Below are 26,810 nucleotides of genomic sequence, written 5' to 3'. Positions count from 1 at the left end.
TTATGCAGTTAGTTAAATGGTTAGTCAAGTGACTTGGTACGCCATAGTGACATGGATAGTGTGTACCTATTATCTCTCCAAAAGTCACGCCATTTTCTAAAGGCTTTAAGGCAATACGCTATTGGTTATTCAGGCTTCTCAGTAAACCTGAAAAATTCCCCTGGTTTTATGCAGTGTAATCATCAAAAGCTTCTCCCTGCATAAAATATGTGCTGAATGTTGAATGAACTAGATCTTTATCATTAAATCATAGATGACACTTCAACACATACCACTTACTTTCCGATTCAAGGAGTACACACTTTATTACATGAATCAAATTTCAAGAGAATTTCTAATATGTTAGTTAGCTTTATTCATTTTTAAATGATCTCCAGCAATTGTTATAGATTTTTGTGCGTGAAGCAAAGTATAAAACAGTAGTAACTTCAGTAGATTTGGGAATACTTTATTATCGGTTATTTTCTCATATACACAGTTTTTCGCATCATATCAAACAGTTGCTGAACGAAATTGTTAGTAGGAGGTTTTCACTTGGTTATAGTTCTCTTTGCGATTCTTTTACCAATTGTCTGTGCTGCACTTATTCCACTACTTTATAGGCGACTAAGGCGTGTTGCACATCTTGGCTGGTTTGTTTTATCCGTTCCATTCATCTTGTTTCTTTTACTCGCGCGCTACATTCCTCAAATTGCCGAGGGTAAAACGTTTATTCATACATATGAGTGGATTCCCTCTTTTAATATAAATTTCACAACTTATCTCGACGGACTCAGTATGATTTTTGGCTTGCTGATTACGGGTGTAGGTAGTTTAGTCATTTTATATTCTATTTTTTATTTATCAACGAAAGAATCTCTTCACCATTTTTACTGCTATTTATTACTATTCATGGGCGCTATGCTTGGCGTCGTCTTTTCAGATAATTTAATGGTCTTATACACATTTTGGGAGTTAACAAGTGTGTCATCGTTCCTGTTAATTGCATTTTGGCATCATCGAAAAGCATCTCGTGCTGGTGCAAGGAAAGCTATGACAATTACCGTTTTTGGTGGCCTTTCAATGTTAGCAGGCTTTTTGATGCTCTATGTAGCTTCGGGTACATTTAGTATCCGCGAAATCGTAGCCAATGTGGGCATTATACGAGATCATACACTGTTTATCCCAGCGTTAATCCTTATTCTAATCGGTGCATTTACAAAATCTGCACAGTTTCCTTTCCATATTTGGTTGCCAGATGCGATGGAGGCGCCAACACCAGTTAGTGCTTATTTACACTCGGCAACGATGGTAAAGGCCGGTATATATTTAGTTGCACGTTTTTCTCCAGTATTTGGAGGAGAGGCTGTTTGGTTCTGGCTAGTAAGTGTGATTGGTCTTGTAACGTTGTTCTGGGGTTCATTTAATGCTGTGCGTCAGACCGATTTAAAGGCATTACTGGCCTTTTCAACGATTAGTCAGCTCGGATTGATTATGAGTTTATTTGGGCTAGGATCAGTAGGCCATTATTACGGTTATGCTGCAGATACTGTTCTTTATACGCAGGCAAGTTTTGCAGCGTTGTTCCATCTTATTAATCACTCCACGTTTAAAGGTGCACTATTCATGATGGTCGGTATTGTCGATCATGAGGCAGGCACACGCGATATTCGCCGTCTCGGAGGGCTAATGGCCTTAATGCCGATAACTTTCACAATTGCAGTCATTGGTGGATTTTCTATGGCCGGTTTACCTCCGTTTAATGGCTTCTTAAGTAAAGAAATGTTTTTCGCCGCAGTACTAGCTATTCGCGATGTAAAGGCATTTTCAATTGCTGATTTGGGATTACTCTTTCCAATAGTGGCATGGGTGGCGAGTATCTTTACATTTGTTTACTGTATGATTTTGATCAGTCGAACGTTTTTCGGAAAACTACAGCTAGAGAAGTTGGATAAAAAACCGCATGAAGCTCCATTAGGTATGCTATTTTCGCCAATCATTCTGTGCCTTTTTGTAGTTGGGATTTTCTTCTTCCCAAACGTACTAGGGCATTATATTTTAGAGCCTGCTATGGCAAGTATTTATCCAACATTCCCATCAACTAGTGAATTAACACCACATATTCATGCCTGGCATGGCTTTAATGCAGAAATGTTAATGACTCTTGGTGTAATTATTATTGGGATCATCTTATTTAAAACGTTAAAAAGCTGGAAGCCTTTGTATCGGATATTCCCGCAAAGACATACATTCAATACGTATTACAATCGAATGATTGAGTTTAGTGAAAATAGCTCTACAAAGCTTACTAATCGCTATATGACAGGTAATTTAACGCATTATTTTGTCTATATCTATGTATGTTTTGTTGCGTTAATTGCCGGATACTTTATTTGGTCAGATGCTATTGCATTTAATTTTGCGAAGGATTCCACAATTGAGACTTATGAGCTCATTTTAGTGTTTGTCATGATGTTCGCGGCAGTATGGATGATTTTTGCTAAAGGGCGCGTAACAGCCATGTTATTAAATGGCGTACTCGGCTATTCAATCGCATTTTTCTTTGTTATTTTCCGTGCTCCTGATTTAGCATTAACCCAATTAGTTGTTGAATCTGTGACAACTGCATTATTCCTTCTATGCTTTAAATATTTACCGGATTTAATGCCGGAAGCCTCTCGCAAAAAAACGCAATGGTCGAAGGTGATTATATCCATTTTCGTTGGCGCCACAGTTACATTAATAGGCTTAGCGGTTGTCCATTTTGATCGCTTTGAGCCAGTGGCTACTTACTTCAATGATTCCTATGAACTGGCGGGTGGTTCAAATATTGTCAACACAATATTAGGCGATTTCCGTGCATTTGATACGATGCTAGAAGTGGTCGTTCTTCTGATTGCTGGCTTAGGAGTGTATACATTAACGAAGCTAAAGCCACGAAAGGAGGAAACGGATCATGAAAATCAATGACGTCATTTTACGTACTATCACAAAGACAGTCGTATTCATTATTTTAACCCTTGGCATTTATTTATTCTTTGCAGGGCATCATGCTCCAGGCGGAGGTTTTATAGGTGGTCTCGTGCTGGCTTCTGGCATTGTTCTACTATATTTAGCGTATGACATTGAAACGGTGCACAAAGGAATGCCATTTGATTTTAAAAAAGTTGCAGCGCTTGGCGTATTACTTGCAACAGGCACAGCAATCGGCTCACTATTTTTTGATGTTCCGTTTTTAACGCAGACACATAGTTATATAAATGTACCGATATTCGGGAAAATGGGTTTTTCGACGGTAACCATTTTCGAGGCTGGCGTAGCTTTAACGGTAGTAGGTGTTGTAGTCACAATTATTTTAAGTATAAGTGAGGATGAGTAGCCAATGGAGTCTTTAATACTAGTGTTAGTTGGTGTATTAGTAGCTGTTGCGACGTACTTAATCCTCTCGAAACAGTTACTACGTGTGATTTTAGGAACTGCGGTCTTATCGCATGCGGCACATTTACTGATTTTAACGATGGGTGGACTGAAAAAGGGGGATGTACCACTCTTAGAAGAATCGGAAGGTCCTTATACAGATGCTTTGCCGCAAGCATTAATTTTAACTGCGATCGTAATTAGCTTTGCAGTAACGGCGTTCGTACTTGTTCTCGGTTACCGAGCCTATAAAACGAACGGTTCGGCGAATTTTGATGAATTGAGAGGTACGCCGGATGAGTAATATGATTGTTTTACCATTAATTGTGCCGGTTATAACGGCGATTTTACTTGTGTTTTTACGTGAAAATGTTTTTTTGCAGCGCTTCATTAGTTTACTGACATTAAGCTTTGTTGTTTTTATTAGTGTCATTTTATTACTAGAGATTCAAAAACAAGGTGTGATGCGTATTGATTTTAGTGGCTGGGCACCACCATTTGGCATTTTATTTGTTGCTGATTCATTCGCGATGCTTCTTGTATTAGTAGCGAATATAGTGGCAGCCATTTGTTTGTTGTATGCCATTTTTACAATCGGTAAGAGCTTTGAAAAGATGTATTTTTACCCGTTTGTCCTACTTATGGTAGCGGGAGTTAACGGCTCGTTTCTAACAGGGGATATTTTTAACTTGTTTGTGTGCTTTGAGGTTATGTTACTTGCTTCTTATGCACTTATTAGTTTAGGTGGCGATAAAGTTCAACTGCGCGAGGCGTTAAAATATGTGCTGATCAATATTGTTGCATCTTGGATTTTCCTAGTGGCATTAGCTTTTTTATATGGAACCGTTGGAACGTTGAATATGGCACATATTTCTGTCCGTGTTATGGAGGCAGGAGCTGACCCACTAATAACGACTGTGGCTCTTATTTTCTTAATTGTCTTTAGCTTGAAGGCAGGTCTATTATTATTCTTCTGGCTTCCAGGCTCATACAGTGCACCTCCAACAGCTATAGCCGCACTTTTTGCAGCATTATTAACGAAGGTTGGAATTTATGCGCTCGTCCGCACCTTTACATTACTTTTCCCAACTAATACTGAAGTGACTCATATGGTGCTAGGAATTATGGCGGGAGTTACGATTATTGCTGGATGTATGGGAGCATTAGCAGGGCGAGATGTAAGAACAATTGCCTCTTATAATGTCCTGATTGGTGTTGGCTTTATAGTAGCTGGTCTAGCGATCGGTACGGAATCTGCTTTACAGGGCGTAACATACTATTTAATGCATGATATGGTAGCTAAGGCCATGCTGTTTTTAGCAGTCGGAATGATGATGTATGTTACGGGCGAAACGGTTATTGATAAAATGAGTGGGCTTATTCGAAATTACCCTCTTTTTGGCTGGTTATTCTTTATTGTCATGTGTTCCCTTGCTGGAATCCCACCATTAAGTGGCTTTTTAGGGAAGGTTTTAATAGGACAAGGTGCTATTGAGGGCGAAAATTTTGTTCTACTAGGATTAGGATTTTTATCTAGTTTAATTGTTTTGTATTCACTATTACGAATATTTCTCTCCTCATTCTTTGGCGAAACCATTATTAGTCTAGAGGATGAAAAGCCGTTACCAAGGCGTATGGTCTTGCCATTAACATTATTGGCAGCTTGTACAATTGGTTTAGGAATTGGAGCTGAATGGATGGCTCCGTATGTAACAGATGCAGCAAAAACGCTCTACACACCATCCATCTATATTGATGCAGTGCTAGATGGCACAACATGGCAAGGTGAGGTGAATAAATAATGGCGATGCAATTTATCTTAAATTTATTTATCGCAGCACTTTGGCTCTTGTTACAGGATGAAGTGATCCCACAGTTTTCGACATTTTTAATGGGGTTTATCGTCGGAATAGGGATTTTATATGCTATGCATCGCTTTTATGGCACGCAATTTTATTTACGACGTGTGTTTTCAATCATTAAATTATTATGGCTCTTTAATTGGGAGCTACTATTATCGAGTTATAGCGTAATAAGACAAATTACTACGCCGAAGCTCAATATTACGCCTGGTATATTTACGTATAAAACAGCGCTTAAAGGAGATTGGGAAATAACAGCACTGGCGTTGTTGCTCACTCTTACTCCCGGCTCAGTAGTGATGGAAGTTTCTGAAGAGGGAGATATGTTTTATATTCATGCAATGGACATTGAACAATCAAAAGAAGCTGTCATTCGTTCAATAGGGAAATTTGAACAAGCAATCATGGAGGTGACACGTTAATGACTGAAAAAATTTTACTATTGGCTCTTGCGTTATTCAGTGTATCGATTGCGTTGTCGCTGTTTCGTGTGATTCGAGGTCCTTCGTTGCCCGATCGTGCCATAGCACTTGATACAATAGGCGTTAATTTACTTTCAGCAATCGCTATCGTCTCAATTATTTTGAAAACAAAGGCGTATTTAGAAGCTATTTTAATATTGGGGATTTTAGCTTTTATCGGCACGATTGCGTTTACGAAATATATTGAAAGAGGTGTGATTGTTGAACGTAAATCAAATGATTGAATGGGCGGCAGTCATCCTTATATTGATTGGCTCCATTGTAAGTGTTATTAGTGCATTAGGGATGATTCGTTTACCGGACGTATACACACGCTCACATGCTGCAACGAAAAGTTCAACTTTGTCGGTCTTAACATGTCTATTAGGCGCATTTATTTACTTTTGGGTGCATGATGGATATGTGAGTGTACGTTTAATTTTAGGAATTATCTTCGTTTTCGTAACAGCTCCTGTAGCAGGGCATTTAATATGTCGTGCAGCGTATCGCTCTCGTGTACCTTTAGCAGAAGGGTCTGGGGAGGATGAGTTGAAGGAAAAGCTATTTGCAGATGAAAAATAAAATAAGTGGTTGACCTCCATTTTTGGGGGTCTTTTGTTGAATAAAACTGCTTAAACATGTTCATCACCAAAAGTTAGAGATTGCATTTGGTAAGCCATGTATAAGTTGATTGGAGTAGAGGCTCAGCGACTCCTCATGGCTCGTAGGACGCCCCAAGGAAAGGGCTCAGCCGGAACGGAAATCAACCATACGTTATGGTGATGAGCCTATTTTTTATAGGGAAATCTAAGTAGATTGATTTATCAGAAAATTAAATGTATAATGTTTTATCGGAAAATTTTTAGTTTTGCTTGATTATTACTTCAAAAGGGTATATCTTATTAGCAGATAGATTTTTTATTCTCTAAAGTGAATAAATATCCATTTGATTATTTTCAAGAACGTAGATTTTTATAGACAATAAAACATAAAAAAAGGGGATCGTGAATATGAAAAACAAAATTTTCATGCTAATGCTTGTTCTAGTAATTGGCGTATTAGCAGCATGTGGCGCAAAAGATGATAAGGCGAGCGATAAAAAATCAAACGCAAGCGAAGGCACAGAAGAAAAGCAAGTTTTAAAAGTAGGTACTTCATCTGATTATGCACCATTTGAGTATGTTGACGCTGCAAAGGGTGAAGATATTATTGGTTTTGATATTGATTTAATTAAATTAGTTGGAGACAAGATTGGTGCAGAAATGCAAGTTCAAGATATCGATTTCAATAGTCTAGTGCCAGCTCTACAAGCAGGTAAAGTGGATGTTGTTATTTCTGGTATGTCACCTGATAAAGAACGTGAAAAAGTTGTAGATTTCTCTGATAAATACAATCAAACAGAGCAAGTGTTTATTGTGAAAAAGGATAGTGGAATTAAAAAAGAGGCTGATTTAGCTGGTAAAAAAATAGGTGTTCAAAACGCTTCTATCCAAGAAAAATTAGGTAACAAAATTGCTAAAGAAGTAGATGCAACAGTTGAAGGACGTACTCGAATTCCCGAAATTATCCAAGATATGATGTCTAAACGTTTAGATGCTGGGATTGTAGAAAGTGGTGTAGCAAAAGGCTATCTTGATACGAACGATAAACTAGAGGCATTCCCTGTTAAAGAGCAACCTGAAGATTTCAAAGCAATCGCTGTTCCAAAAGGTAGCGATCTTAAAGATAAAATTAACAAAGCATTAAAAGAATTAGCTGCTGAAGGCAAAATTAAAGAGCTAGAAGATAAATGGTTAAAAGTTAAATAAGTAAGTTGAACTGCGATAGCTCTAATAGAGCTATCGCTTATACTTTCATTTCTTATAAAAGAGCACAAGAAAGGAGGGGGCACTGTGAATTTAGATTTTACAGCAATCATTCCCTCTATCCCTTACATATTAAAAGGGATAGGTGTTACACTTCAAATTGCAATCGGTGCATCAATCATCGGTTTTATAGTTGGTATATTACTAGCATTATGCAAAATTGGTAAAGTAAGTGTTTTACGTTGGTTTGCAGATTTTTATACATCAATTTTTCGTGGTACACCGCTCGTACTACAATTAATGATTATCTATTATGCAGTGCCACAATTATTAGATATTCAAATTGATCCAGTTCCAACGGCTATTATTGCATTTGGGTTAAACTCAGGTGCTTATATTTCTGAAATCATTCGCGCTGGTATTAATGCGGTAGATAAAGGACAGATGGAAGCGGCACAAGCACTTGGTATTCCATATGCAAAAATGATGAAGGATATTATTATCCCACAAGCCATAAAAAATATTTTACCATCTTTAGTAAATGAGTTTATTACATTAAATAAAGAAACTGCTGTCGTGACGGTTATTAGTGCACTTGATATTATGCGCCGAGCTTACATTGTAGGTGGTTCAACATATCGCTATCTTGAGCCATTACTATTTGCGGGTGTAATCTACTACATTATGACGCTAGTATTAACGTTCCTTGGTAGACGAATTGAGAAAGGAATGAGAAGAAGTGATTAAAATTGAAGATTTACACAAATCATATGGACAAAACGAAGTACTTAAGGGTATTTCAACAGAAATTAAAGAAAAAGAAGTAATTGCTATTATTGGTCCATCAGGGTCTGGTAAATCAACATTCCTGCGCTGCTTAAATTTATTAGAAGAGCCAACGAGCGGAAAGATTACAATTGCGGGTGACATTCTAACGGACAAAGGGACAAACATTATGAAAATCCGTGAAGAAGTCGGTATGGTATTTCAGCATTTTCATCTTTTCCCTCATAAAACGGTACTTGAAAATTTAACATACGCACCGATTAATGTAAAAGGAATGGATAAGACAGCGGCTATCAAAAAGGCTGAAGATTTATTAACGAAAGTAGGGCTATTTGATAAGCGCAATGAATATCCGAGCCGTCTATCAGGAGGACAGAAGCAACGTGTTGCTATTGCTCGAGCACTAGCAATGGATCCAAGAGTAATTTTATTTGACGAGCCTACTTCAGCTCTTGACCCTGAAATGGTAAAAGAGGTATTAGCTGTTATGAAAAATCTTGCTGATACTGGGATGACGATGTTAATCGTAACGCATGAGATGGGCTTTGCACGTGAAGTGGCTGACCGTATACTATTCCTTGATGGCGGAAAGTTAATTGAGGACGCACCACCAGAACTGTTTTTTGCATCACCATCTACACAGCGTGCGAAAGATTTTTTAGAGAAAGTATTATAAACGAGATAACGCATTTAGACTTTCTGAAAGGAGGATCTAAATGCGTTTTTTGTTTTTTTTTGAGGTATTCATCTTGGTTTATCTCTTCGGGACCTTCATAACTTTCCACGGCTAAGTTTGTTAATCAATTGGTATTCTTTTGCCTGTATGACGTAGTCGCCTTATCGATCATCTTCAAGTTTCGCTAGGTAGTATATCAAATAACTTTTTAGAATCTTCTATTGATAATTTAGTAAACTTCGCATCATTCTCTACCAAAATTAATTGTTCATTTGAATATAAATAAATTAAATAGTAAGAAGACTTAACCTCTTTATTGGAATCGATAAAAGCAAAAGACATTCTGTACTTTAATAACCCAAATGATGCCTCACTTTCTTCTTCCCATTTAGCGTTATTAAGAATTTTATTTACGATTGAAACTTGGTCTTTATCTAGGATTTCTATACGTTCTTTATAATTTCCTTTTTCATCGGCAATATCCAATATAATTTTTTGGGCATTATTAGAACACCCAGTACAAAAAAAGAGGAGTACTAAAGCAAAAGATACTATAGTTGTATTTTTTAACACATAAAGCACCACCTATTCATGATTTTTTAATAAATTTTATTGTATTCTCTATTTAGAGGGACCTCTTTAAATGTAACACTTTAGAGTTACTCTTTTTGTGCAATCTAATGATTTTATGCGTATGTGCTTACAATTACTTTGTTTTATGCTTATAATAGGGGGGTCAGATTTTATCTTCATTCACTAGAAGCTCCCACCTCTGAAGGTGGTGAGATGAAAGCGAATGTGTTCCTTTTCAGTGGATATCCAAACACCTACTGAAATAGAGGAACTCAGTCTAAGAGCGCCACGTCCTGTGGCAATGACTGAGTGACCAACATCATGTTGCTGCCGCTGCGTTAACACTACGCTTCCGCACAGAAAACATTTGTTGGCCCAAAGCCTCCGGCGGATGTCGCGGATTTTAAGGGAATGAATTGTGCGGGCACAATTCAAAATCCGGACGCAATTACGCCAAGGCGAAATTACTCTGATGAAAAAGTAGCCTAGGGTGAGCGATTGCGATTGAAAAAATTATTATATGTAGCTTTTTTTCTTGTTTTTATAGTCATTTTTTTGTACGTAAACAATCACTGGCTGGTTGTAAGCAAGTATGAATTCGAGTCAGAAAAAGTGCCCGCCAGCTTCGAGGGGCTACGCATTACACAAATATCAGATTTACAGGATGCTCTCTTTGGCGAACGGCAAGAGAAGCTCATAGCAAAGGTGAAAGCAACAAATCCTGACCTGATTTTTATTACAGGTGATTTAGTTGATAGTAATCGGTATGATTTGGAGCGAAGCTTGCAAGCTGCTAGAGGATTAGTTAAATTAGCGGATGTCTATTATGTATTAGGAAACCATGAAGTAGCGACGAATAAAGTGAATGTAATTTATGAGGAGCTATCATCGTTAGGTGTACATGTATTGTCCAATGAATCGACCGTTATTGAGCGCGACGGGGAGCGCTTGGCGATTGTTGGCATAGAAGATCCGTTATCGGGTAGAACAACGAAAGAAATGCTGAAGATAGCAACAAAAAATGTTCCACCGAATATATTAACGATTTTACTAGCACATCGACCAGAAGTGTTTAATACGTATGTAGATTTTGGAATTGATTTAGTATTCGCAGGACATGCACATGGCGGACAAGTTCGAATCCCTGGTATTGGTGGTCTTTTCGCACGAGGACAGGGAATACTCCCAAAATATACGGCTGGCGTTTTTGAGTCAGGAACAACAACAATGGCCGTTAGTCGAGGATTAGGTAATAGTACAGTACCTATACGAATTTTTAATCCACCAGAGATTGTTGTCATGGAATTAAAGAAAAAATAAGCACTGCGTCTTTGCTACGCAGTGCTTTCTATTTGTTTACGCTCTATACGTTTAACAAGATAGATACTTATTTCATATAAAATAATCATTGGAATTAAGACGAGTAACTGGCTAATAAAATCGGGTGGTGTAATTACAGCAGAACCAACCCCCATCCCGATATAAGACCAGCCTCGTATTTTTTTCATGGATTCAGCCGTTAGTACACCAATAGACGATAAAAAGAGGGCTACGATCGGTAATTCAAAGAGTAGTCCGAGTGGTATAGTTGTCATCACTAAAAAATGCATGTATTCGTTTGCGGATACCATAACATCAAAATTAGTTGCTCCTACACTTACTAAAAATGAGTAGCTGAGTGGATTAACAATAAAATAACCGAAAGCTACGCCTAATAAAAAGAGTATAAGCATGACAGGTGCATAAAGACCGAGGAAGCGGCTTTCATCTTCTTTTAAACCGGGCTTTACGAAGCTCCACAAAAAATGAACTAAAAACGGCATAGATAGCCCGAATGCTAGTGTTGTGGAAATCGTCATATAAAATTTAACAACCTCTAATGGCCCTAAAATAATTAGTGAATGTCCTCGTGTTACATAAGGAAACCAAATATTAATAGTAGAGAATACGATAATAAAAAATAAAATAAATACGAAAAGCCCTTTAATAATTTGTTTTCGTAGTTCAGTAAGATGTTCGAGTAATGATGCAACTGGGAAAAGTGGTTCACCAGCTACCACATCCTGTTCAATTGTCTCTACTGGAACTTCAACAAAAGCCTCCACATGGGTGAGAGGCTCAGCTTCTTTCTTATCAAGTGGACTTAAATATTTTCTTTTTCCTTCTTCATATGGATCCATAGGACAACCTCCTACGAAACGTCAGATTTTTTTTCTTCTTTTTTCGCTGGATCATCCTCATCATCAATAAGCCCCTTCGTGGACTTTTTAAACTCTGCAAATGTTTTACCGACTGCGCCGCCGATTTCAGGCAATTTTTTCGGACCAAACACGATTAAAACAATTACTAAAATGATGATTAACCCAGGTAATCCAATTGCTCCAAGACCTCCCATAGTCTTGCCTCCTTTTAATAAAACATCTAGTTTTTAAACTAAGGAACCACCTGATTTGCTATATTTCACAACACCCTCTGCACAGCGGTAAGCTAGTGCCCCTAAAGTACCTGTTGGGTTATAGCCACTATTGTGTGCAAAGTTACCGGCACTCACAGCAAAAAGATTTTCTACATTCCAATGCTGCAGGTAGTTATTCACAACGCCATCCTCGGGTTTTAGGCTCATAACTGTTCCGCCTGTATTATGGGTTGTTTGATAAGGTACAATATTGTAATCAGTGATTTCGGCATTTGGGACAACAATTTTAGCGCCCATTTCTTTCATAATGTCAGCCGCACGTGCTGAAATATATTTATGAAGTGCGCGATCCTGATCCGTAAAGTTGTACGTTAACTGCATTAGAGGTAAGCCGTAAGCATCCTTATAAGTAGAATCAAGAGACAAATAATTTTCTTTATGTGGCATTGAAGCACCCTGTGCACCAATCCCGAATGAGCGAGTATAGTAATGAATAGATTGCTTTTTAAATTCTGATCCCCATATTGGCGTATCAGGGGGTGTCGGGTTCGAGCCGATAGGGCGCGCACCTGTTTGTGTTAGAGCTATATTTCCACCGTGAATAAAATCTAAGTCACTATGGTCGAAATTATCACCATTATAGTCATCTAAACTTACGCCGAGTGAACCTGCACCCATAAAGGTGTTATACTGCTCATCGAAGAAACCTGCTGCTCCAGGTAGTATTTGATAGCAATAGTTTCTTCCAAGTGTCCCTTTTCTAGTAGCTGGATCATAGCGCTCCCCAATGTTAGAGACCATCAATAGTTTGGCATTATTAAAGACATAACTAGTAAGTACAACAGTGTTTGCTGGTTGAATAAATTCTTCACCAGATATCGTATCGATATATCGGACACCAGTTACTTTATTGCCTTTCTTTAAGATTTCAACAACATTGGAATTATAGCGTAAGTCAAAGTTACCTGTTTTTACTGCAGTAGGAACAACAGTAACCTCCGCAGATGATTTGGCGCCATATTCACAACCAAAGCGCTCACAGAAGCCGCAATATTGACAGGCATTAATCGTTTCACCGTCAGGGTTCTTATAAACTTCTGATAAGTTTGCAGATGGAACCATGTAAGGTGATAATTTTAATTTTTTTGCAGCTGTTTCAAATTGCGTAAGCATTGGTGTCATTTTCATAGGCCCAGTAGGATAAGGATTTGAACGTTTTCCGCTAAATGGATTTTTGTCATCTCCGGAAATACCTGCCGTTTTTTCGAATTTGTCGAAATAGGGCTCAAGTTCGTCGTATGTTAATCCCCAATCCTGTAATAAATAATCAGGTCCAAGTTTATTCGCACCATAACGTTTATCCGTCAATGTTTTAATTTGAAAGTCATAAGGTAAAAAGCGATACGTCATACCGTTCCAGTGTGTACCAGAGCCTCCAAGCCCTTCACCAAGTAAAAAGGAACCGAGCTGACGCATAGGCAATGCCTTCATATTGCGATTATTACGGAAGCTTATCGTTTCCTTTGAAAGATTTTGCATTATATCGTAACGAATTGCATAACGATACTCGTCGTGGATTGTCATATAATCTTCTGTGCCGCGCTTTTGTCCACGCTCTAAGCCAACGACCTTTAAGCCTGCCTTCGAGCACTCTGCAGCGACAATGCCGCCGGTCCAACCTACCCCGACTGTTACAACGTCTACACCTGGTAATGTTTTTGCCATTTTCTAACCCCCTTATATTAGTGGCTACCTAATGAAGTAGGCTCAATTTTTTGGAATTTCGGATCTTCGATTTGAGAAATATACGCCATTTGATGACCAGGGAAGCCTTTCATACGCCAGCCATCCATATTTCGATTTCCACCATATATTGGGTCAGAATAAGCACCTTCTAATGTTGCTGCACGTAATAAAGTAAAGAAGAAAGCAGATGTGACGCCACTCATTTGTACATCGCCTTTCTGGAAGGCAGTTAAAATTTCATCCATCTGCTTAGCATCTATATCATTGAAGCTCTTTTTATAGCGATTCTGTGCTTCCGATTCTAATCTTTGGACACCTTGCTTAAAAATTTCCGCACGCGTTAAACGACTCTGATAACCTTGTGTTGGAGCACCCTCTCCGAATGGTCCATGCATGTATTCTTTAGAATTACTGCCATATTGCCCTGCTAGCTGATGGTCGATAAAGTAAGGCACATCTAAGCCCTTTGACCCTGGACCTAAATCGTCCTCAGGGAAAATACGTTCAGTAGCATTTGCTAAAATATTGAAATCTCTTTGATTCATAAAAAACATTTTAGCTTTTGGCGAGCCAGTCTCTTCAGTAGCAGTTCCATGCTGACCATGCTCTAGCGTGGCAGTTCCTTTACCAGGCATGTTATAGCCTACAAGACCTCCAATTAATCCACCGCCGACTAATGTACCTGCCGCGATCCCTGTTGTTTTTAAAAAATTACGACGTGAAATATCTTTTTCAGGACTCATAGAAATCCTCCCCTCAAAATGTATAGAAACTATTCTATTTTTTATAATCAGCAAAAAAAGTAAATTATAATCAGGTATCTTTGGGAAAATTTATAATTTAATCCAATGAATAAATTTCAATATGATTTGAGGTAGTATTGAACACTTGTTTTACTACAGGCACTAGGAACTTTTCGTAGAAACTCGATTTCAGTGCTAGAATTTCTTTTCTAACTTCGTCACCTAAACTGTAATTATCAAAAGGTGCCTACTTCAAAAAATGCGTCTTTTGGAATTCTAAATTTTTTGCCGTTTGAAGCTTGTCCTTTTTCAGAAAGCAAAATAGTACTGTTAAGCAAAAAATCACAACTAAATTTTAATCTTCATAAAATCACCTTCTTTTTTCAAAATATTCTGATAAATATATCATAATATAAATGTCGAATTAAATCAAAGGTGATAAAATTTAAGTGCCTTTTTTCGACAATAGGGAAAAATGAAATTCTTCATAATTTAATCGTTAAAAAAGGATAGAGAGGGGGGACTGCACTTGCCAAAAATACAAGCCTAAAACACCAGAACCAAATGAAGTGAATGAATTCTCATAGGGTGAAAAACAAAATGATCGAGGAAATCCTTGAGATGTTGTGGGATTTTTAACTTCTTTCAGCAGATGTTTTATGTAGCGACAGGTATAGATGTTTTTTGTAACGTAAGTGATCGTTTTCTTGTGGGCAATAGTTGAGCAACTTTTTCCACTTACGGTGTGCTAACACTTCGTTTTCGGTAGATAGACATTTTTACTACTGTCGCTTCGCTTTATCACTATAAATTAGAGTGACATGCCAAAAGATACACGCTAAGTGAGATAGTTGATTGGGGTGGAGGCTGGGCGACTCCTTGGGGATCAGCGATAGAGGAACGAAGGCTAAAATCATCACAACCTGTGCTAACGCCTTCGTGACCAACATCCTGTTGGCCCAAACGGCTCATCGCACGCCCCCAGGAAAGCGCCCAGCCGAAACGGAAATCAACTCCTCACTTTGCTGAAGGTCATACTTTATTTAAATAAATATTCATTAACATAAATAGTTTTTAACAATAAAGGAGCTACCCTAGTAATGGGGGAGCTCCTTTGCTATAAGTTATCATCGGAAAGTTTAGTTTAGTACTTCTTGCATAGCTTCCAATAGTTGCTCGGTAGAAATAATACGCTCGCCACCGCCTTGTACCATCTGATCACTGCCGCCGCCTTTGCCATTAACGAGTGGCAGTGCTTTTGCAGCAATATCCTTCATACTTTTCTCAACTTTTGCACCACGTGCTGCGACAAACTGAAGCTTCTCTTCATTTTCTGAAGCGAGTAATACGATAGCTTCGGTTTGCTCAGAGACAATAGTTCTAGCTAATTTTTGCAGCTCTTGCATCGTACGCTGAGTAAAGGCTGCAGTAATAATACGTTCTTTACTAGAAACTAGCGCTTTTGCTTCATAATTTAGTAGCTCCTCTTTTGCTGCTACGAGTGCTTTTTCTGTATTTTTCTGTGTTGTTAAGATTTTTGTAAGTGCTGTAGCTGCTTCAACTTCAGGTACACTTAATTGTCTTGCAACGTCAGCTAGAACTTTCTTTCGCATGGCAAGCTCCGCTAAAACTCTGTGACCACAGACAAAGGAGACACGAATATTGCCCTTCATTTTTTCTGTGCCAAGGATTTTTATCGCACTTACTTGTCCTGTGGATGTTGGATGGGTACCACCGCAACCGTTGTAATCAAAATCAGGAATAATAACAAGTCGAATATCTCCCGTGACGGCTACCTCTTTACGAAGGTTATAGTTCTCAAGTTCTTTTTCTGTAATCCATTTCGTTTCAATTGGAAGATTCTCTAGAATAATTTCATTGGCACGAGCCTCCGCTGCCACAAGCTGCTCTTCCGTTAGGGTATCCACGGCAATATCAATTGTGACCTGCTCAGTGCCCAAGTGGAAGCTAACGGTAGGTGCATCAAAAAGCTCGACAAAAGCCGCTGTTAAAATATGCTGACCTGCATGCTGCTGCATATGATCAAAGCGTCGTTGCCAATTCAATTTACCATGCACTTTTCCAGCTAAATTTGAAGAGTCGCCTTGAATATAATGACGAATTTCATCATTAATTTTCTCAACATCGATGACCTCGATATCATTTAAAGTACCCGTGTCATGAGGTTGACCACCTCCAGTTGGATAAAATGCAGTATTTGATAGCACCACGTAGTTACGGTCATTTATATCGATTCCTTTATTGACAATTGTTGCATTAAATTCACGCAGCATAACATCTTGATAATATAGTAGTTCCTTCAAGAAAAACCCTCCTCCATTATGTAGAGTATTCATATGAGAATCACGTCTCTCAATTAGTTCCATTTCATTGTGGCATAATTACTTTCAAGTGTATATGAGTTTTCTATTTGACCCATGCTGAATTTGATTTAATATATATAAGAATAGGTTAACTTAAAGGAGATCGTACAATGGAAATTACACAATTCTCAGTGGAAGAAATTTTAGATCCAACAAACATTATTGAAGGTAAGCGTTACGAATTTATTTTAGATGTAGATATTGATGAAGAAGATGAGCTTTATCATGAGGCAGGAATTGAAATTCGTGTACTAATCGCTGAAAAAGGTGAAGAATCATTTATTTTAAATTACTTCATCATGGAAAAAGCAGAAGGTGAGTATTTAGATTTTGCATTAGAGGATGATGAGCTAGAAGAGATTTTAACATTCTGCAAAGAGGAAATCGCAAAAGCATAGTATGCTCGCGTAAAAGCCTTTCCAACAAAAATAAATATTTTTTTATTTGATAAAATTCCGCTTTTCTTTCTGTGGACAGGTACGAGCTACATTGGTGTACTCTTGTTTGTCTCCTGGGAGTCTACGCGGAATTTTAACTTTACATCATTAATTAAGAATTATTTAAGATTGGTGAAACATTTGTGTTGTGTTCAAGTGCTAAACTAAGTTTAAGATTATTTTGAAGTTTATCACTGAAGCGGCTCAGCGGACGCACCGCCCCCAGGAAGCTTTGCTCTGCCCGAAAGCGAAGCGTCAGCGAAAAAGCGCCCAGCCGGAACGTAAATCAACCACACGTTAAGGTGAAGAGCCGATTTTTAAACGAAGAGGTGTTCTATGTCAGTTTATACACATTCTATTATGGTAGCTTTTTTAATAACAATTTTCTCATCCTTTGTACTATTTGTACCTTGGCTTATTTATACGTATCGTAAATATGGCTACTTATCTGTATCCAAAACCATTATTATGTTCTCATTTATTTTTTACTTTTTATCGGCATTATGCTTAGTTTTACTGCCTTTCCCAGAAACACGTGATACTTGCTCTTTGCAAGCCCCAGATACAGTCCATTATAATTTACATCCTTTTCAATTTGTCACGGACATTTTAAAGGATAGTGGGATTGTTCTGACGAATCCATCAACGTGGATGTATATACCAAAGCAACCTGCTTTTTATCAGGCATTCTATAATTTCTTACTGCTTATGCCTTTTGGTGTATATTTGCGTTATTTTCTTAAAAAAAGAGAGTACTGGAAGCGTGCATTTGTATTTAGCTTTTTGCTAACATTGTTTTATGAGGTAACCCAGTTTACAGGGATTTATGGGATCTTTAATTGTGCGTATCGAATTTTTGATGTGGATGATTTAATGCTTAACAGTGTTGGTGCACTATTAGGATTCTTTTTAGCCCCTGTTGTGTGGGCGCTGTTTCCTTCTCATGAGGAGGTGGCGGCTAAAGCAGCAGAAATGGTCGAAAAAGATATCGTCAAGCCATTATCTATTTTGTTAGCACTAGCAATAGATTTAATTATCGCACAGTTCATTTTGTTCTTCGTTGGTGGCGTAACGGGCTATAGTGGTATGTTCGAATTTTTAGTGAAAATTGCTTTGTATATGTTGCTGTTTGGTATTGTTCCAAGCTTTACAAATGGGGCAACATTAGGGATGAAGTTTATGCGCTTTACAATGGTCAGTGAAAACGGCAAAAGTATTGTAAGTCAATCTTGGCGCCGTTGTGTTGCTATTCTCGTGGTAGTATGTACTTCGAAAATGATAACAACTTTAGGCCAAATTAAATTAGATATGGATTCACCATTTTATGTACTGCAAATTGTCATTACGTTGCTAGCCTTTATTGCGAATTTTGTTCTAACGATGGTAATTGCTATTCATGTAATACGCGTCATCGTAAGTGGAGGCAGACGCCGTTTATTTATGGACTATTACGCAGACTTATTAGCAACGAGAAAAAAATAAGGGGGATTGTTGGATGAAATACGTAATCATTGGGGGAGATGCTGCCGGAATGTCAGCAGCAATGGAAATATATAGGAATGTACCGGGAGCAGAGATTACATCTGTAGAACGTGGCTTTATTTATTCATATGGGCAGTGTGGCTTGCCCTATGTGGTAGATGGGCGTATTTCATCGACAAAGCGTCTTATAGCAAGAGATGTAGAAACTTTTCGTGATAAGTATCGTATTGATGCCCGTGTTGGTCATGAGGTTAACAGTATTGATGTCGATCAGAAGCTTGTTTTTGGGACGCAGTCATCTGGGGAATCATTTGAAATTCCTTATGATAAGCTACTTATTGCAACAGGTGCAGATCCTATTATGCCGGTGGAGAAGGGTTCAGATTTAGCGGGTATACACACGGTGAAAACAATACCTCAGCTAGAGGATTTACTAGCCGATTTAACGCCGGATATAGAAAATGTAACAATTATAGGTGCAGGCTATATTGGGCTAGAGATGGCCGAGACGATACATGCTTGCGGTAAAAAAGTAAGATTGATTCAACGAGGTAGCTATGTTGCAAGAATTTTAGACGAAGAGCTTGCGCAACATGTTCATGAGGAAGCAAAAAAGAACGACATCGAGCTTGTGCTAAATACAAAAGTAGAGGCGTTTGAGGGCAATCACCGTGTAGAACGTGTTATAACGGACAATGGCGCCTTTGATACAGATTTAGTCATTATGGCCGTGGGGATTAAACCGAATACACAATTTTTAGAGGGAACAGGCATAGCGCTAGCTAAAAATGGTGCGGTCATCGTCAATCGACATTTAGAGACATCTGTTGAAAATATATATGCTGCGGGAGACTGTGCAACGCATTTTAATATTGTGAAAGAACGCTTAGATTATGTACCTCTTGGCACGACAGCTAATAAGCAAGGTCGTTTAGCAGGACTCAACATGTCAGGCAAATCTGCGCCGTTTAGTGGTATTGTAGGTACTTCAATCTTAAAGTTTTTCAATTTAACGATCGCCACGACAGGTATTAATGAGCGCAATGCTAAAGAGCTAGGCTTTGAATATGAGGCCTTTAAATTATCTGCCCGTCATATTGCAGGTTATTACCCGGGTGCTCAACGGATGTTTATTAAAATTGTTGTTCGTAAACGAGATCAAAAACTTTTAGGGGCACAAATTGTTGGACCAGCAGGTGTTGATAAACGGATCGATGTGTTTGCGACTGCCTTATACAATAAAATGACATTACCAGATTTACTAGATTTAGATTTAGCCTACGCGCCTCCCTTCAATGGTGTTTGGGATCCTCTACAGCAGATTGCCAGAAAAAATGGGCGTTTATAACATAGGGGGTAATTAGAAATGAGCATTTACGACATTCAAGTTGCTCTAGAAGATGGTACTGAATATAGCTTAGATCGTTATAAGGGTAAGGCCATGTTAATTGTTAATACGGCTTCCAAATGTGGTTTTACACCGCAGTTTGAAGAATTAGAAGATCTATATAAAAAATATCAGGATGAAGGTCTTGTTATTCTTGGCTTCCCATCAAATCAGTTTAAGCAAGAAGTTGCAACTGCTGAGGAAGCGGCATCACAATGTCGTTTGACATATGGGGTGACATTCCCGATGCATGAAATAGTAAAGGTCAATGGTAAAGATGCACACCCTATTTTTGAGCATTTGACATCCCATTCAAAAGGTTTTCTCGGTAACAGTATAAAGTGGAATTTCACAAAATTCCTTGTGAATCGTAATGGTGAGGTCGTTGGACGCTATGGATCAGCTGATAAGCCAAGTAGCTTTGAGGATGATATTAAAAAAGTATTAGCATAATAAAGATAAAGGAAGGATTCACGCACAAGTTTGTGTATGAATCCTTTTTTTGCTCTCTTTGAAAGGTAGATGTCGATAAAATTCAGAAGTTGGGGGATAAAACATGAAAGTTAGTCGATAAAATTCAAAAGTTGGTAGATAAAACGTGAAAGTTGGGTGATAAATCCTAAAAGTGTTCCGATAAGACTCAAAAGTTGTATGGCATTTTGTTAAAACGTATGTCATGTGGATCAATTGATTGGAGTAGAGAAAAGTAAGAGGATTCACGCACAGTTTCGTGTGTGTGAATCTTTTTTTTGCTCTTTGAAAGGTAGATGTCGATAAAATTCAGAAGTTGGGGGATAAAACATGAAAGTTAGTCGATAAAATTCAAAAGTTGGTAGATAAAACGTGAAAGTTGGTAGATAAAATTAAAAAGTTGGGGGATAAATCCTAAAAGTGTTCCGATAAGACTCAAAAGTTGGATGGCATTTTGTTAAAACGTATGTCATGTGGATAGGTTGATTGGAGTAGAGACTGGGCGACTCCTTGGGGATTAGCGTCACAGATGAGACCCTGGAGCGAGCAAAGCGAGTGAAGCGGCTCATCGGACGCCCCCAGGAAAGCGCTCAGTCGGAACGGAAATCAACCCCTCGCTTTGATGACGATTTAAGGTTGTTGTAAGCTTGCGACAATTTTGTTGTAAGTTTGGGGTCGTATACTAAAGTCAGAAAGAAGAGGTGAGCGTTTATGACGCCATTATTAAAGGTACAAAATGTTGAAAAGACTTACGGCAAAGGCGCAAATACATTTACAGCGCTATCGAATATATCATTTGAAGTAGAAAAAGGAGAGTTTGTTGGTGTAATGGGGCCTTCTGGGGCTGGGAAATCGACGCTACTAAATGTGTTAGCGACAATTGATACACCAACGACTGGTGAAATCATTATTGGAGATACAAACTTAGCACGCATGAAGGATGCAGAGTTAGCAGATTTTCGTCGCGACAATCTAGGCTTTATCTTCCAAGACTATAACTTACTTGATTCATTGACAGTTCGTGAAAACATCGTACTGCCGCTTGCGATTGCAAAAGTGCCAACAAAGGCAATTAACGCTAGGGTAGAACGCATAGCTACACTGTTTGGGATAAAAGAGTTACTCGATAAATATCCATATCAAATTTCAGGTGGGCAAAAGCAACGTACAGCATCATCACGTGCATTAGTTACGGAGCCGAAATTAATTTTTGCGGATGAGCCAACGGGTGCTCTTGATTCAAAATCAGCAACAGACTTACTTGAAAGTTTAAGTGATCTGAATAATTCTCAAGCGGCCACTATTATGATGGTTACGCATGATGCATTCGCAGCAAGCTTCTGCCAGCGTATTTTATTCATTCAGGATGGACAGCTTTCTATGGAAATTCATCGTGGTACTCAAACGAGAAAGCAATTCTTCCAAGAGATTTTACAGGTGCTTGCTGGCATCGGAGGTGGAGTAAATGACGTTATTTAGTTTAGCGCGTAAAAATATTCAACGTAATTTGTCGAACTACTTTTTATATATCGCTTCGATGGTCTTTAGTATTGTCATCTACTTTACGTTTGTGACATTAAAATATAATGATGATATTTTAGCCTCACAACAATTTTCACGGCAAATTAAAGGATTGATGAGTGGATCATCTGTTGTGTTATTATTCTTTATCGTCATCTTTATGGCGTATTCCAATTCGTTTTTTATGAAAAAACGCAAAAAGGAAGTAGCACTGTACTCGCTATTAGGCGTGCGTAAGCAGAAAATTGGCTTAATGCTCTTTTTTGAGAATTTAGTAATCGGTTTTGTTTCTCTAATACTAGGAATTGTTCTTGGATTCTTTATGTCTCAAGGTTTATTAATGATTTTAGTACGTTTGATGGGCTATGAGGTTGTAGGGAGTTTAACATTTTCCACGGAGGCTCTAGTAAATACAGCAGGAATTTTTACGCTACTATTTTTATTCACATCTTTACAGGGCTATCGTGTTATCTATCAATTTAAATTGATTGACCTGTTCCATGCAGAGAAGCAAGGAGAGAATATTCCACGTGCATCGATTTTAACAGCTATTCTTGGGACAGCGTTACTTGCATTTGGTTATTATACAGCGTCTTCAGATATCTTTACGAGTAATATTTGGAGATTTTTCACTGTACTAGGAACTCCACTAATGGTTATAGGTGTAACAATTGCAGGGACATATCTATTATTCCATAGTGTTAGCGTATTTGTATTAACGGCGTTGAAAAAAGCAACTTCTTGGTCATGGAAAGGCTTGAATCTAATTGGTGTATCACAATTATTGTACCGTATACGAGCAAATGCTAAATCTCTTTCAATCATCGCTATTTTAAGTGCGACAACGATTACAGCAGGTGGCGGCGTTTTCGGAATGTACTACAATGCGGAAGCCAGTGTACGTCAAGCGCTACCTAATACATTTATGTGGAAGGGCGATACAGTAAAATTCTCTCAAGAAGATGTCATATACAACGAATCGCTTTCTGTAAAAAATTTACGCGTGGATAATGAATTTTCGTTTTTTGAATATACATTATTAAAGGAATCTGACTATAATCGTCTAGCAAAATTCCAGGGGGAAGATGAAGAACTGCACATTGCTAATGGTTCAACAGTTTTACTTGATGCAAGCTTCGATGAACGTTTTTCACATGATTTTACGGGTGAAGAGTTTAAATTGGCGAACGGGGAAGCATTCCATGTTGATAAAATGTACAAAGAGAGTGTATTAAACTTTATTCCAGCTGGGACAGTACTCGTTGTTAATGATAAAGTGTTCGCTGCAACAAATGCAGAAGGTGTTAAAATGCAGGTAGTTGGTATGGATAATGACTTAAAGCAACAGGCTATTTCAAAGGAAATTTACAATCAACTATCTACTGAACAGCAGGAAGGGTTTTCAAGTGTTCCGCAAAGTTATGAGGATGGTTTAGCTACTGTAGGATCACTATTGTTTGTAGGAAGCTTTTTAGGATTAGTATTTTTAGCAGCAACAGGAAGTATTATTTACTTTAAAGTTTTAACCGAGGCAGAGGAAGATCAGCCTAAATATGCAATTTTAAATAAAATCGGTGTTAACAAAAAACAAATATTAAAAACAGTTGCAGGACAGGTTGCTGTTATCTTTAGTGCACCACTCGTTGTCGGCATCGTCCATAGTGCATTTGCGTTACTAGCCTTTTCACAGCTATTTAGTATGGATATAACTAAACCAGTAATACTGTGGATGATTGCGTATTCAGCCATTTACGGCGTATATTATATCTTTACAGTTCGTTCATTCTATAAAATTATTAGACAGGGGAATTAATATGAAAAAGGTTTTCTTAGGTATAGGAGCATTGTTCTTATTGTTCGTAGCAGGTCTTGTTGTTCTGATGACCGTAGATTTTAACCGTTTAAATAAAGAAGCGTACTATGTTCATATCACTACTGATGGTGATGTAGAGGAATATAAGCTAGATAGTGGAAAAATTATGAAGATGTATTGGTACGAGATACCTGCTTATGACGAAAACGGTAAAGAGCAAACATTAAAATTTTCAGCTCAGAAAAATTTACGCCACGATGCATACATGAAGCTTTATGTAAAAAAAGAAACGGAAGTTACATCTTATGATGAAGTAAAATTCCACGAGCTACCTAAAAAAGTACAGGAGCTAATGAAGAAATAAGAAGAAGGAGTAGTCCCTAGTATCGGGCTACTCCTTTTTTTCTTCTTGTAATTGAATGCTGACAGTTGTACCTTGTTGTTCTTCAGAGGTAATCGTTACAGTTCCTCCATGCGCTTCAATAATATCTCTAGCAATAGCAGTCCCTAACCCAGTACCATGTGTTTGCTCAGTATTTGTCCCTCGATAATAGCGCTCAAAAATATGTTCAAGGTCTTCTGCAGAAATGCCGTTACCGTTATCAGAAATTGTAATAGAAGTATCATCAACAAGAATATTAACTGAAACATCAGAGGGGTTATGAAGCAATGCATTGTGTAAAAAATTCATCACGGCTCGTCGCATAAAGTGCTCGTCAATGTGATGCTTGATGACATCTTTAGTTGCATTAAATTCAATATTGGCCTGCTCATATTGTGGTGTATTGAGTGTATCAATAACGATTTCACGAACAAATTGCACCATATTTACCTCGGTTAAGCTGAGCGGAAGCTGCTGATGTCTTAATCGCATAGTCAAATTTAAATCATCCAATAAATCGTGCATATGCAATGATTGTTTTTCGATAATCTGAGCATATTCTGTTTGTTCATAAGGAGTCGATTTTTCATCATTTAGTAGCTCCGCATAACCACGAATCGAGGCAAGAGGTGTTTTCATATCGTGTGAGACATTACTGATCCATTCCTCGCGCATCATTTCTAATCTTCTACGTTCCTGCTCATGTGCAGCTAGTTCTCTTGATACTTCATTTAAATTTTCAAAAACTGGTTTGTACACACCACCAGGCATTTTATTAGGCATATGCTCATGATTTTTTAAATGACGAATCCGTTCGATTATTGCATGTAGAGGTTTGGTCAACGTACGACCGAAAAGCCATCCAACTAGTGTAGCTACTAATAAGTCGGCAATAACAATGAATAACCCAAACTTGCCAATAAACTGTAATACTGATGAGCCAGAAAAATGCATGACTAATCTTGCAGTATCGCTACCCTTAATACCAACGAGATAACTAACAGCATCCTTACTGCCTACATACACCGTAGTATCAGCATCAAATTCTTTATATTTATATACTTGAATTAAGTCGATGGGTGCATAATGCGACTGAGCCTTATCTGGTGCATAATGCGATTCAAGGACCTGACCATTAACATCAAGCAATTGAATCCAAGCATTTCGCTGATGTAAGCGTTGAAGTCCCTCTTCACTTACTGATGGCGTACCATTACTGATTTCAATATACTTCTGGAAGTCCCGGACAAAGATTTCTTCTGTATATGCAATTCCCCGATCTAGCTGATAAAAGAGGAGCCCGATTAGAATGGCCGTATTGACGAAAATAACAATAATAACAATGGACAGCACAGACAGAAGGAATCTAGCTGTTAATTTCCATTTCATACTTGCTCCTCTTTTGGAACGACAAATTTATAGCCAAGCCCTTTTACAGTTGTAATATATACAGGTTTTGATGCATCATTTTCAACCTTTTCACGCAGACGTCGAATATGCACCATCACGGTATTGTCTGAGCCGAAAAAGTCCTCTCCCCATACACGTTCAAACAGCGTTTCTTTACTTAAAATTCGATTAGGATTGTTCATAAAGCAAGCCATCAAGCCGATTTCCTTCGCCGTTAGCTCCAATAAAAGGCCGTCCTTATGTACCTCCGTTTCATCCCCATTAAGCAAGAATGGACCAACTTGAATCGATTTCGCGGAAGTTACTGGCGCTGATTCCTGTGTCTGATAACCAGCTCTGCGAAGCTGTGCCTTCACACGATAGGCGACCTCTTTAGGACTAAAAGGTTTCGTAATATAATCGTCTCCTCCGATCGCAAGTCCTAAAATTTTATCAATTTCCTCATTTTTCGCTGACATGAAAAGCACCGGCACATGCGACACTTCTCGAATACGTCGACATAAATCATAACCCTCGCCATCAGGAAGCATCACATCAAGAAGTATAATATCGGGTTGTGTCTGTTGAAAGCTCGTCCAAGCTTCTTGAATGGAGCCAGCTGTATGAATTTGCTTATAACCTTCTTTTTGTAGACTGACTTTTAGAAGGTTTGCTAAATCTGCCTCATCATCCACCACTAAAATAGTTGGTTCTTGCATTGTTCACACGTCCTTTCTTTTCTATTATTGTAAATCGTCATTAGAATTTTAAAAATAGTGTATAGCTAATAAGTTAGTGATAACACGATAAGCAATTCCTTATTAAAGTTACCGATTGAAATTTCACTTTATGTGACTCATTATAAATGAAACTTGCTTGAAAAAGGAATTGAGACATTACTTGATTAAAAAATATTAAGACGCTAAGTGAAGACCTTTACAATACATTTGTACGAGTCTGTGCTTTTTTATGTTAAATGGTTGAAAATACATAAAATGAAAGGCATAATTTTCCATGTACTCAATAATTATTCTATTGGACAAAAATCATGCATTTGGTCATATAAAAAATGCAATGAGA

The 26,810-nt window shown here is 38.1% G+C and carries 28 protein-coding genes; 18 read left to right on the top strand and 10 right to left on the bottom strand.

Annotated elements, in window-relative coordinates; translation table 11 throughout:
- Positions 1-534 precede the first annotated feature (534 nt).
- From ACYQ73_RS25265 to ACYQ73_RS25220, 10 genes are all read left to right on the top strand, one after another.
- A complete protein-coding gene (locus ACYQ73_RS25265) occupies positions 535-2,949 on the top strand; it encodes a Na+/H+ antiporter subunit A (protein WP_460014968.1) in 2,415 nt (804 codons plus the stop codon).
- On the top strand, positions 2,936-3,358 hold the full coding sequence (locus tag ACYQ73_RS25260; RefSeq protein ID WP_049663623.1) for a Na(+)/H(+) antiporter subunit B: 423 nt from the start codon (positions 2,936-2,938) through the stop codon (positions 3,356-3,358). Before ACYQ73_RS25265 ends, ACYQ73_RS25260 begins: the two co-directional genes overlap by 14 nt.
- Positions 3,359-3,361: 3 nt before the next feature.
- Positions 3,362-3,700: a Na(+)/H(+) antiporter subunit C gene (locus ACYQ73_RS25255; protein WP_400728698.1), complete on the top strand. Its 339-nt coding sequence runs from the start codon at positions 3,362-3,364 to the stop codon at positions 3,698-3,700.
- Entirely contained in the window at positions 3,693-5,198 is a 1,506-nt protein-coding gene (locus tag ACYQ73_RS25250; RefSeq protein WP_460014967.1) for a Na+/H+ antiporter subunit D, read from the top strand. The genes ACYQ73_RS25255 and ACYQ73_RS25250 overlap by 8 nt, the downstream gene beginning before the upstream one ends.
- The gene (locus ACYQ73_RS25245; RefSeq protein ID WP_460014966.1) at positions 5,198-5,680 is read left to right on the top strand and encodes a Na+/H+ antiporter subunit E; all 483 of its coding nucleotides are present in this window, start codon (positions 5,198-5,200) and stop codon (positions 5,678-5,680) included. The genes ACYQ73_RS25250 and ACYQ73_RS25245 overlap by 1 nt, the downstream gene beginning before the upstream one ends.
- Entirely contained in the window at positions 5,680-5,964 is a 285-nt protein-coding gene (locus ACYQ73_RS25240) for a Na(+)/H(+) antiporter subunit F1 (RefSeq protein WP_049663615.1), read from the top strand. The genes ACYQ73_RS25245 and ACYQ73_RS25240 overlap by 1 nt, the downstream gene beginning before the upstream one ends.
- Positions 5,942-6,301, top strand: coding sequence for a Na+/H+ antiporter subunit G (locus ACYQ73_RS25235; RefSeq protein ID WP_049663614.1), 360 nt, complete (start codon positions 5,942-5,944; stop codon positions 6,299-6,301). Before ACYQ73_RS25240 ends, ACYQ73_RS25235 begins: the two co-directional genes overlap by 23 nt.
- 428 nt (positions 6,302-6,729) lie before the next feature.
- Entirely contained in the window at positions 6,730-7,527 is a 798-nt protein-coding gene (locus ACYQ73_RS25230; RefSeq protein ID WP_460014965.1) for a transporter substrate-binding domain-containing protein, read from the top strand.
- 84 nt (positions 7,528-7,611) lie between these two features.
- The gene (locus tag ACYQ73_RS25225; RefSeq protein WP_460014964.1) at positions 7,612-8,271 is read left to right on the top strand and encodes an amino acid ABC transporter permease; all 660 of its coding nucleotides are present in this window, start codon (positions 7,612-7,614) and stop codon (positions 8,269-8,271) included.
- Positions 8,264-8,986 carry an amino acid ABC transporter ATP-binding protein gene (locus ACYQ73_RS25220; protein WP_460014963.1) on the top strand — a complete coding sequence of 241 codons (723 nt, stop codon included), beginning with the start codon at positions 8,264-8,266 and terminating at the stop codon, positions 8,984-8,986. Before ACYQ73_RS25225 ends, ACYQ73_RS25220 begins: the two co-directional genes overlap by 8 nt.
- A 174-nt stretch (positions 8,987-9,160) precedes the next feature.
- Here ACYQ73_RS25220 and ACYQ73_RS25215 read toward each other — a convergent pair whose 3' ends face one another.
- Complete coding sequence (locus tag ACYQ73_RS25215; protein WP_460014962.1) at positions 9,161-9,559, bottom strand: hypothetical protein; 399 nt, start codon at positions 9,557-9,559, stop codon at positions 9,161-9,163.
- Between the two features lie 504 nt (positions 9,560-10,063).
- Here ACYQ73_RS25215 and ACYQ73_RS25210 point away from each other — a divergent pair.
- Positions 10,064-10,879: a metallophosphoesterase gene (locus tag ACYQ73_RS25210; RefSeq protein WP_460014961.1), complete on the top strand. Its 816-nt coding sequence runs from the start codon at positions 10,064-10,066 to the stop codon at positions 10,877-10,879.
- 14 nt (positions 10,880-10,893) lie between these two features.
- Here the strand turns inward: ACYQ73_RS25210 and tatC are convergent, their stop codons facing one another.
- The 6 genes from tatC to ACYQ73_RS25180 form a co-directional block, all read right to left on the bottom strand.
- Positions 10,894-11,739, bottom strand: a complete 846-nt coding sequence (tatC, locus tag ACYQ73_RS25205; protein ID WP_460014960.1) for a twin-arginine translocase subunit TatC — start codon at positions 11,737-11,739, stop codon at positions 10,894-10,896.
- A gap of 11 nt (positions 11,740-11,750) precedes the next feature.
- Positions 11,751-11,954, bottom strand: a complete 204-nt coding sequence (gene tatA, locus ACYQ73_RS25200) for a twin-arginine translocase TatA/TatE family subunit (protein WP_370079604.1) — start codon at positions 11,952-11,954, stop codon at positions 11,751-11,753.
- A gap of 33 nt (positions 11,955-11,987) precedes the next feature.
- Positions 11,988-13,700, bottom strand: coding sequence for a GMC family oxidoreductase (locus ACYQ73_RS25195; RefSeq protein WP_460014959.1), 1,713 nt, complete (start codon positions 13,698-13,700; stop codon positions 11,988-11,990).
- A 17-nt stretch (positions 13,701-13,717) separates the two neighbouring features.
- A complete protein-coding gene (locus ACYQ73_RS25190; RefSeq protein ID WP_460014958.1) occupies positions 13,718-14,464 on the bottom strand; it encodes a gluconate 2-dehydrogenase subunit 3 family protein in 747 nt (248 codons plus the stop codon).
- 804 nt (positions 14,465-15,268) lie between these two features.
- A complete protein-coding gene (locus tag ACYQ73_RS25185; RefSeq protein ID WP_460014957.1) occupies positions 15,269-15,436 on the bottom strand; it encodes a hypothetical protein in 168 nt (55 codons plus the stop codon).
- A 167-nt stretch (positions 15,437-15,603) separates the two neighbouring features.
- Positions 15,604-16,788 carry an alanyl-tRNA editing protein gene (locus tag ACYQ73_RS25180; protein WP_460014956.1) on the bottom strand — a complete coding sequence of 395 codons (1,185 nt, stop codon included), beginning with the start codon at positions 16,786-16,788 and terminating at the stop codon, positions 15,604-15,606.
- A gap of 170 nt (positions 16,789-16,958) precedes the next feature.
- Here ACYQ73_RS25180 and ACYQ73_RS25175 point away from each other — a divergent pair, with 170 nt between their 5' ends.
- From ACYQ73_RS25175 to ACYQ73_RS25160, 4 genes are all read left to right on the top strand, one after another.
- Positions 16,959-17,246 carry a DUF6509 family protein gene (locus ACYQ73_RS25175; RefSeq protein ID WP_460014955.1) on the top strand — a complete coding sequence of 96 codons (288 nt, stop codon included), beginning with the start codon at positions 16,959-16,961 and terminating at the stop codon, positions 17,244-17,246.
- A 375-nt stretch (positions 17,247-17,621) separates the two neighbouring features.
- Positions 17,622-18,767 (top strand): VanZ family protein, encoded by a 1,146-nt coding sequence (locus ACYQ73_RS25170; RefSeq protein ID WP_460014954.1) that lies wholly within the window; start codon positions 17,622-17,624, stop codon positions 18,765-18,767.
- 13 nt (positions 18,768-18,780) lie between these two features.
- A complete protein-coding gene (locus ACYQ73_RS25165) occupies positions 18,781-20,115 on the top strand; it encodes an FAD-dependent oxidoreductase (RefSeq protein ID WP_460014953.1) in 1,335 nt (444 codons plus the stop codon).
- 18 nt (positions 20,116-20,133) lie between these two features.
- Positions 20,134-20,607, top strand: a complete 474-nt coding sequence (locus ACYQ73_RS25160) for a glutathione peroxidase (RefSeq protein WP_460014952.1) — start codon at positions 20,134-20,136, stop codon at positions 20,605-20,607.
- A gap of 410 nt (positions 20,608-21,017) precedes the next feature.
- Here ACYQ73_RS25160 and ACYQ73_RS25155 read toward each other — a convergent pair whose 3' ends face one another.
- Entirely contained in the window at positions 21,018-21,194 is a 177-nt protein-coding gene (locus ACYQ73_RS25155) for a hypothetical protein (protein WP_460014951.1), read from the bottom strand.
- Between the two features lie 142 nt (positions 21,195-21,336).
- Here ACYQ73_RS25155 and ACYQ73_RS25150 point away from each other — a divergent pair, with 142 nt between their 5' ends.
- Genes ACYQ73_RS25150 through ACYQ73_RS25140 form a run of 3 tightly spaced genes read left to right on the top strand, consistent with a single transcriptional unit; the run spans position 21,337 to position 24,323 of the window.
- Positions 21,337-22,104, top strand: coding sequence for an ABC transporter ATP-binding protein (locus ACYQ73_RS25150; RefSeq protein ID WP_460014950.1), 768 nt, complete (start codon positions 21,337-21,339; stop codon positions 22,102-22,104).
- Positions 22,091-23,959: an ABC transporter permease gene (locus ACYQ73_RS25145; protein ID WP_460014949.1), complete on the top strand. Its 1,869-nt coding sequence runs from the start codon at positions 22,091-22,093 to the stop codon at positions 23,957-23,959. Before ACYQ73_RS25150 ends, ACYQ73_RS25145 begins: the two co-directional genes overlap by 14 nt.
- 1 nt (position 23,960) lies before the next feature.
- Positions 23,961-24,323: a YxeA family protein gene (locus ACYQ73_RS25140; protein WP_460014948.1), complete on the top strand. Its 363-nt coding sequence runs from the start codon at positions 23,961-23,963 to the stop codon at positions 24,321-24,323.
- Positions 24,324-24,350: 27 nt separating this feature from the next.
- Here the strand turns inward: ACYQ73_RS25140 and ACYQ73_RS25135 are convergent, their stop codons facing one another.
- Both ACYQ73_RS25135 and ACYQ73_RS25130 read right to left on the bottom strand, forming a co-directional pair.
- Positions 24,351-25,730, bottom strand: a complete 1,380-nt coding sequence (locus ACYQ73_RS25135) for a sensor histidine kinase (protein WP_460014947.1) — start codon at positions 25,728-25,730, stop codon at positions 24,351-24,353.
- Positions 25,727-26,449 (bottom strand): response regulator transcription factor, encoded by a 723-nt coding sequence (locus tag ACYQ73_RS25130; RefSeq protein WP_460014946.1) that lies wholly within the window; start codon positions 26,447-26,449, stop codon positions 25,727-25,729. Before ACYQ73_RS25130 ends, ACYQ73_RS25135 begins: the two co-directional genes overlap by 4 nt.
- Between the last annotated feature and the right edge of the window lie 361 nt (positions 26,450-26,810).

The sequence above is a fragment of the Lysinibacillus sp. CTST325 genome (assembly GCF_054665055.1).
The sequence above is the reverse complement of the archived record's forward strand: the minus strand, read 5'-3'. Positions and strand labels throughout refer to the sequence as shown.

Bases quoted from the DNA above. Each gene is read 5' to 3' on its own strand.
- ACYQ73_RS25260 (WP_049663623.1), top strand. From the start codon at position 2,936: ATGAAAATCAATGACGTCATTTTACGTACTATCACAAAGACAGTCGTA.
- tatA (WP_370079604.1), bottom strand. From the start codon at position 11,954: ATGGGAGGTCTTGGAGCAATTGGATTACCTGGGTTAATCATCATTTTA.
- ACYQ73_RS25150 (WP_460014950.1), top strand. From the start codon at position 21,337: ATGACGCCATTATTAAAGGTACAAAATGTTGAAAAGACTTACGGCAAA.
- ACYQ73_RS25165 (WP_460014953.1), top strand. From the start codon at position 18,781: ATGAAATACGTAATCATTGGGGGAGATGCTGCCGGAATGTCAGCAGCA.
- ACYQ73_RS25130 (WP_460014946.1), bottom strand. From the start codon at position 26,449: ATGCAAGAACCAACTATTTTAGTGGTGGATGATGAGGCAGATTTAGCA.
- ACYQ73_RS25175 (WP_460014955.1), top strand. From the start codon at position 16,959: ATGGAAATTACACAATTCTCAGTGGAAGAAATTTTAGATCCAACAAAC.
- ACYQ73_RS25170 (WP_460014954.1), top strand. From the start codon at position 17,622: ATGTCAGTTTATACACATTCTATTATGGTAGCTTTTTTAATAACAATT.
- ACYQ73_RS25255 (WP_400728698.1), top strand. From the start codon at position 3,362: ATGGAGTCTTTAATACTAGTGTTAGTTGGTGTATTAGTAGCTGTTGCG.
- ACYQ73_RS25240 (WP_049663615.1), top strand. From the start codon at position 5,680: ATGACTGAAAAAATTTTACTATTGGCTCTTGCGTTATTCAGTGTATCG.
- ACYQ73_RS25185 (WP_460014957.1), bottom strand. From the start codon at position 15,436: ATGAGCCGTTTGGGCCAACAGGATGTTGGTCACGAAGGCGTTAGCACA.
- ACYQ73_RS25140 (WP_460014948.1), top strand. From the start codon at position 23,961: ATGAAAAAGGTTTTCTTAGGTATAGGAGCATTGTTCTTATTGTTCGTA.
- ACYQ73_RS25230 (WP_460014965.1), top strand. From the start codon at position 6,730: ATGAAAAACAAAATTTTCATGCTAATGCTTGTTCTAGTAATTGGCGTA.
- ACYQ73_RS25160 (WP_460014952.1), top strand. From the start codon at position 20,134: ATGAGCATTTACGACATTCAAGTTGCTCTAGAAGATGGTACTGAATAT.
- ACYQ73_RS25145 (WP_460014949.1), top strand. From the start codon at position 22,091: ATGACGTTATTTAGTTTAGCGCGTAAAAATATTCAACGTAATTTGTCG.
- ACYQ73_RS25195 (WP_460014959.1), bottom strand. From the start codon at position 13,700: ATGGCAAAAACATTACCAGGTGTAGACGTTGTAACAGTCGGGGTAGGT.
- ACYQ73_RS25250 (WP_460014967.1), top strand. From the start codon at position 3,693: ATGAGTAATATGATTGTTTTACCATTAATTGTGCCGGTTATAACGGCG.
- ACYQ73_RS25190 (WP_460014958.1), bottom strand. From the start codon at position 14,464: ATGAGTCCTGAAAAAGATATTTCACGTCGTAATTTTTTAAAAACAACA.
- tatC (WP_460014960.1), bottom strand. From the start codon at position 11,739: ATGGATCCATATGAAGAAGGAAAAAGAAAATATTTAAGTCCACTTGAT.
- ACYQ73_RS25155 (WP_460014951.1), bottom strand. From the start codon at position 21,194: ATGAGCCGCTTCACTCGCTTTGCTCGCTCCAGGGTCTCATCTGTGACG.
- ACYQ73_RS25135 (WP_460014947.1), bottom strand. From the start codon at position 25,730: ATGAAATGGAAATTAACAGCTAGATTCCTTCTGTCTGTGCTGTCCATT.
- ACYQ73_RS25245 (WP_460014966.1), top strand. From the start codon at position 5,198: ATGGCGATGCAATTTATCTTAAATTTATTTATCGCAGCACTTTGGCTC.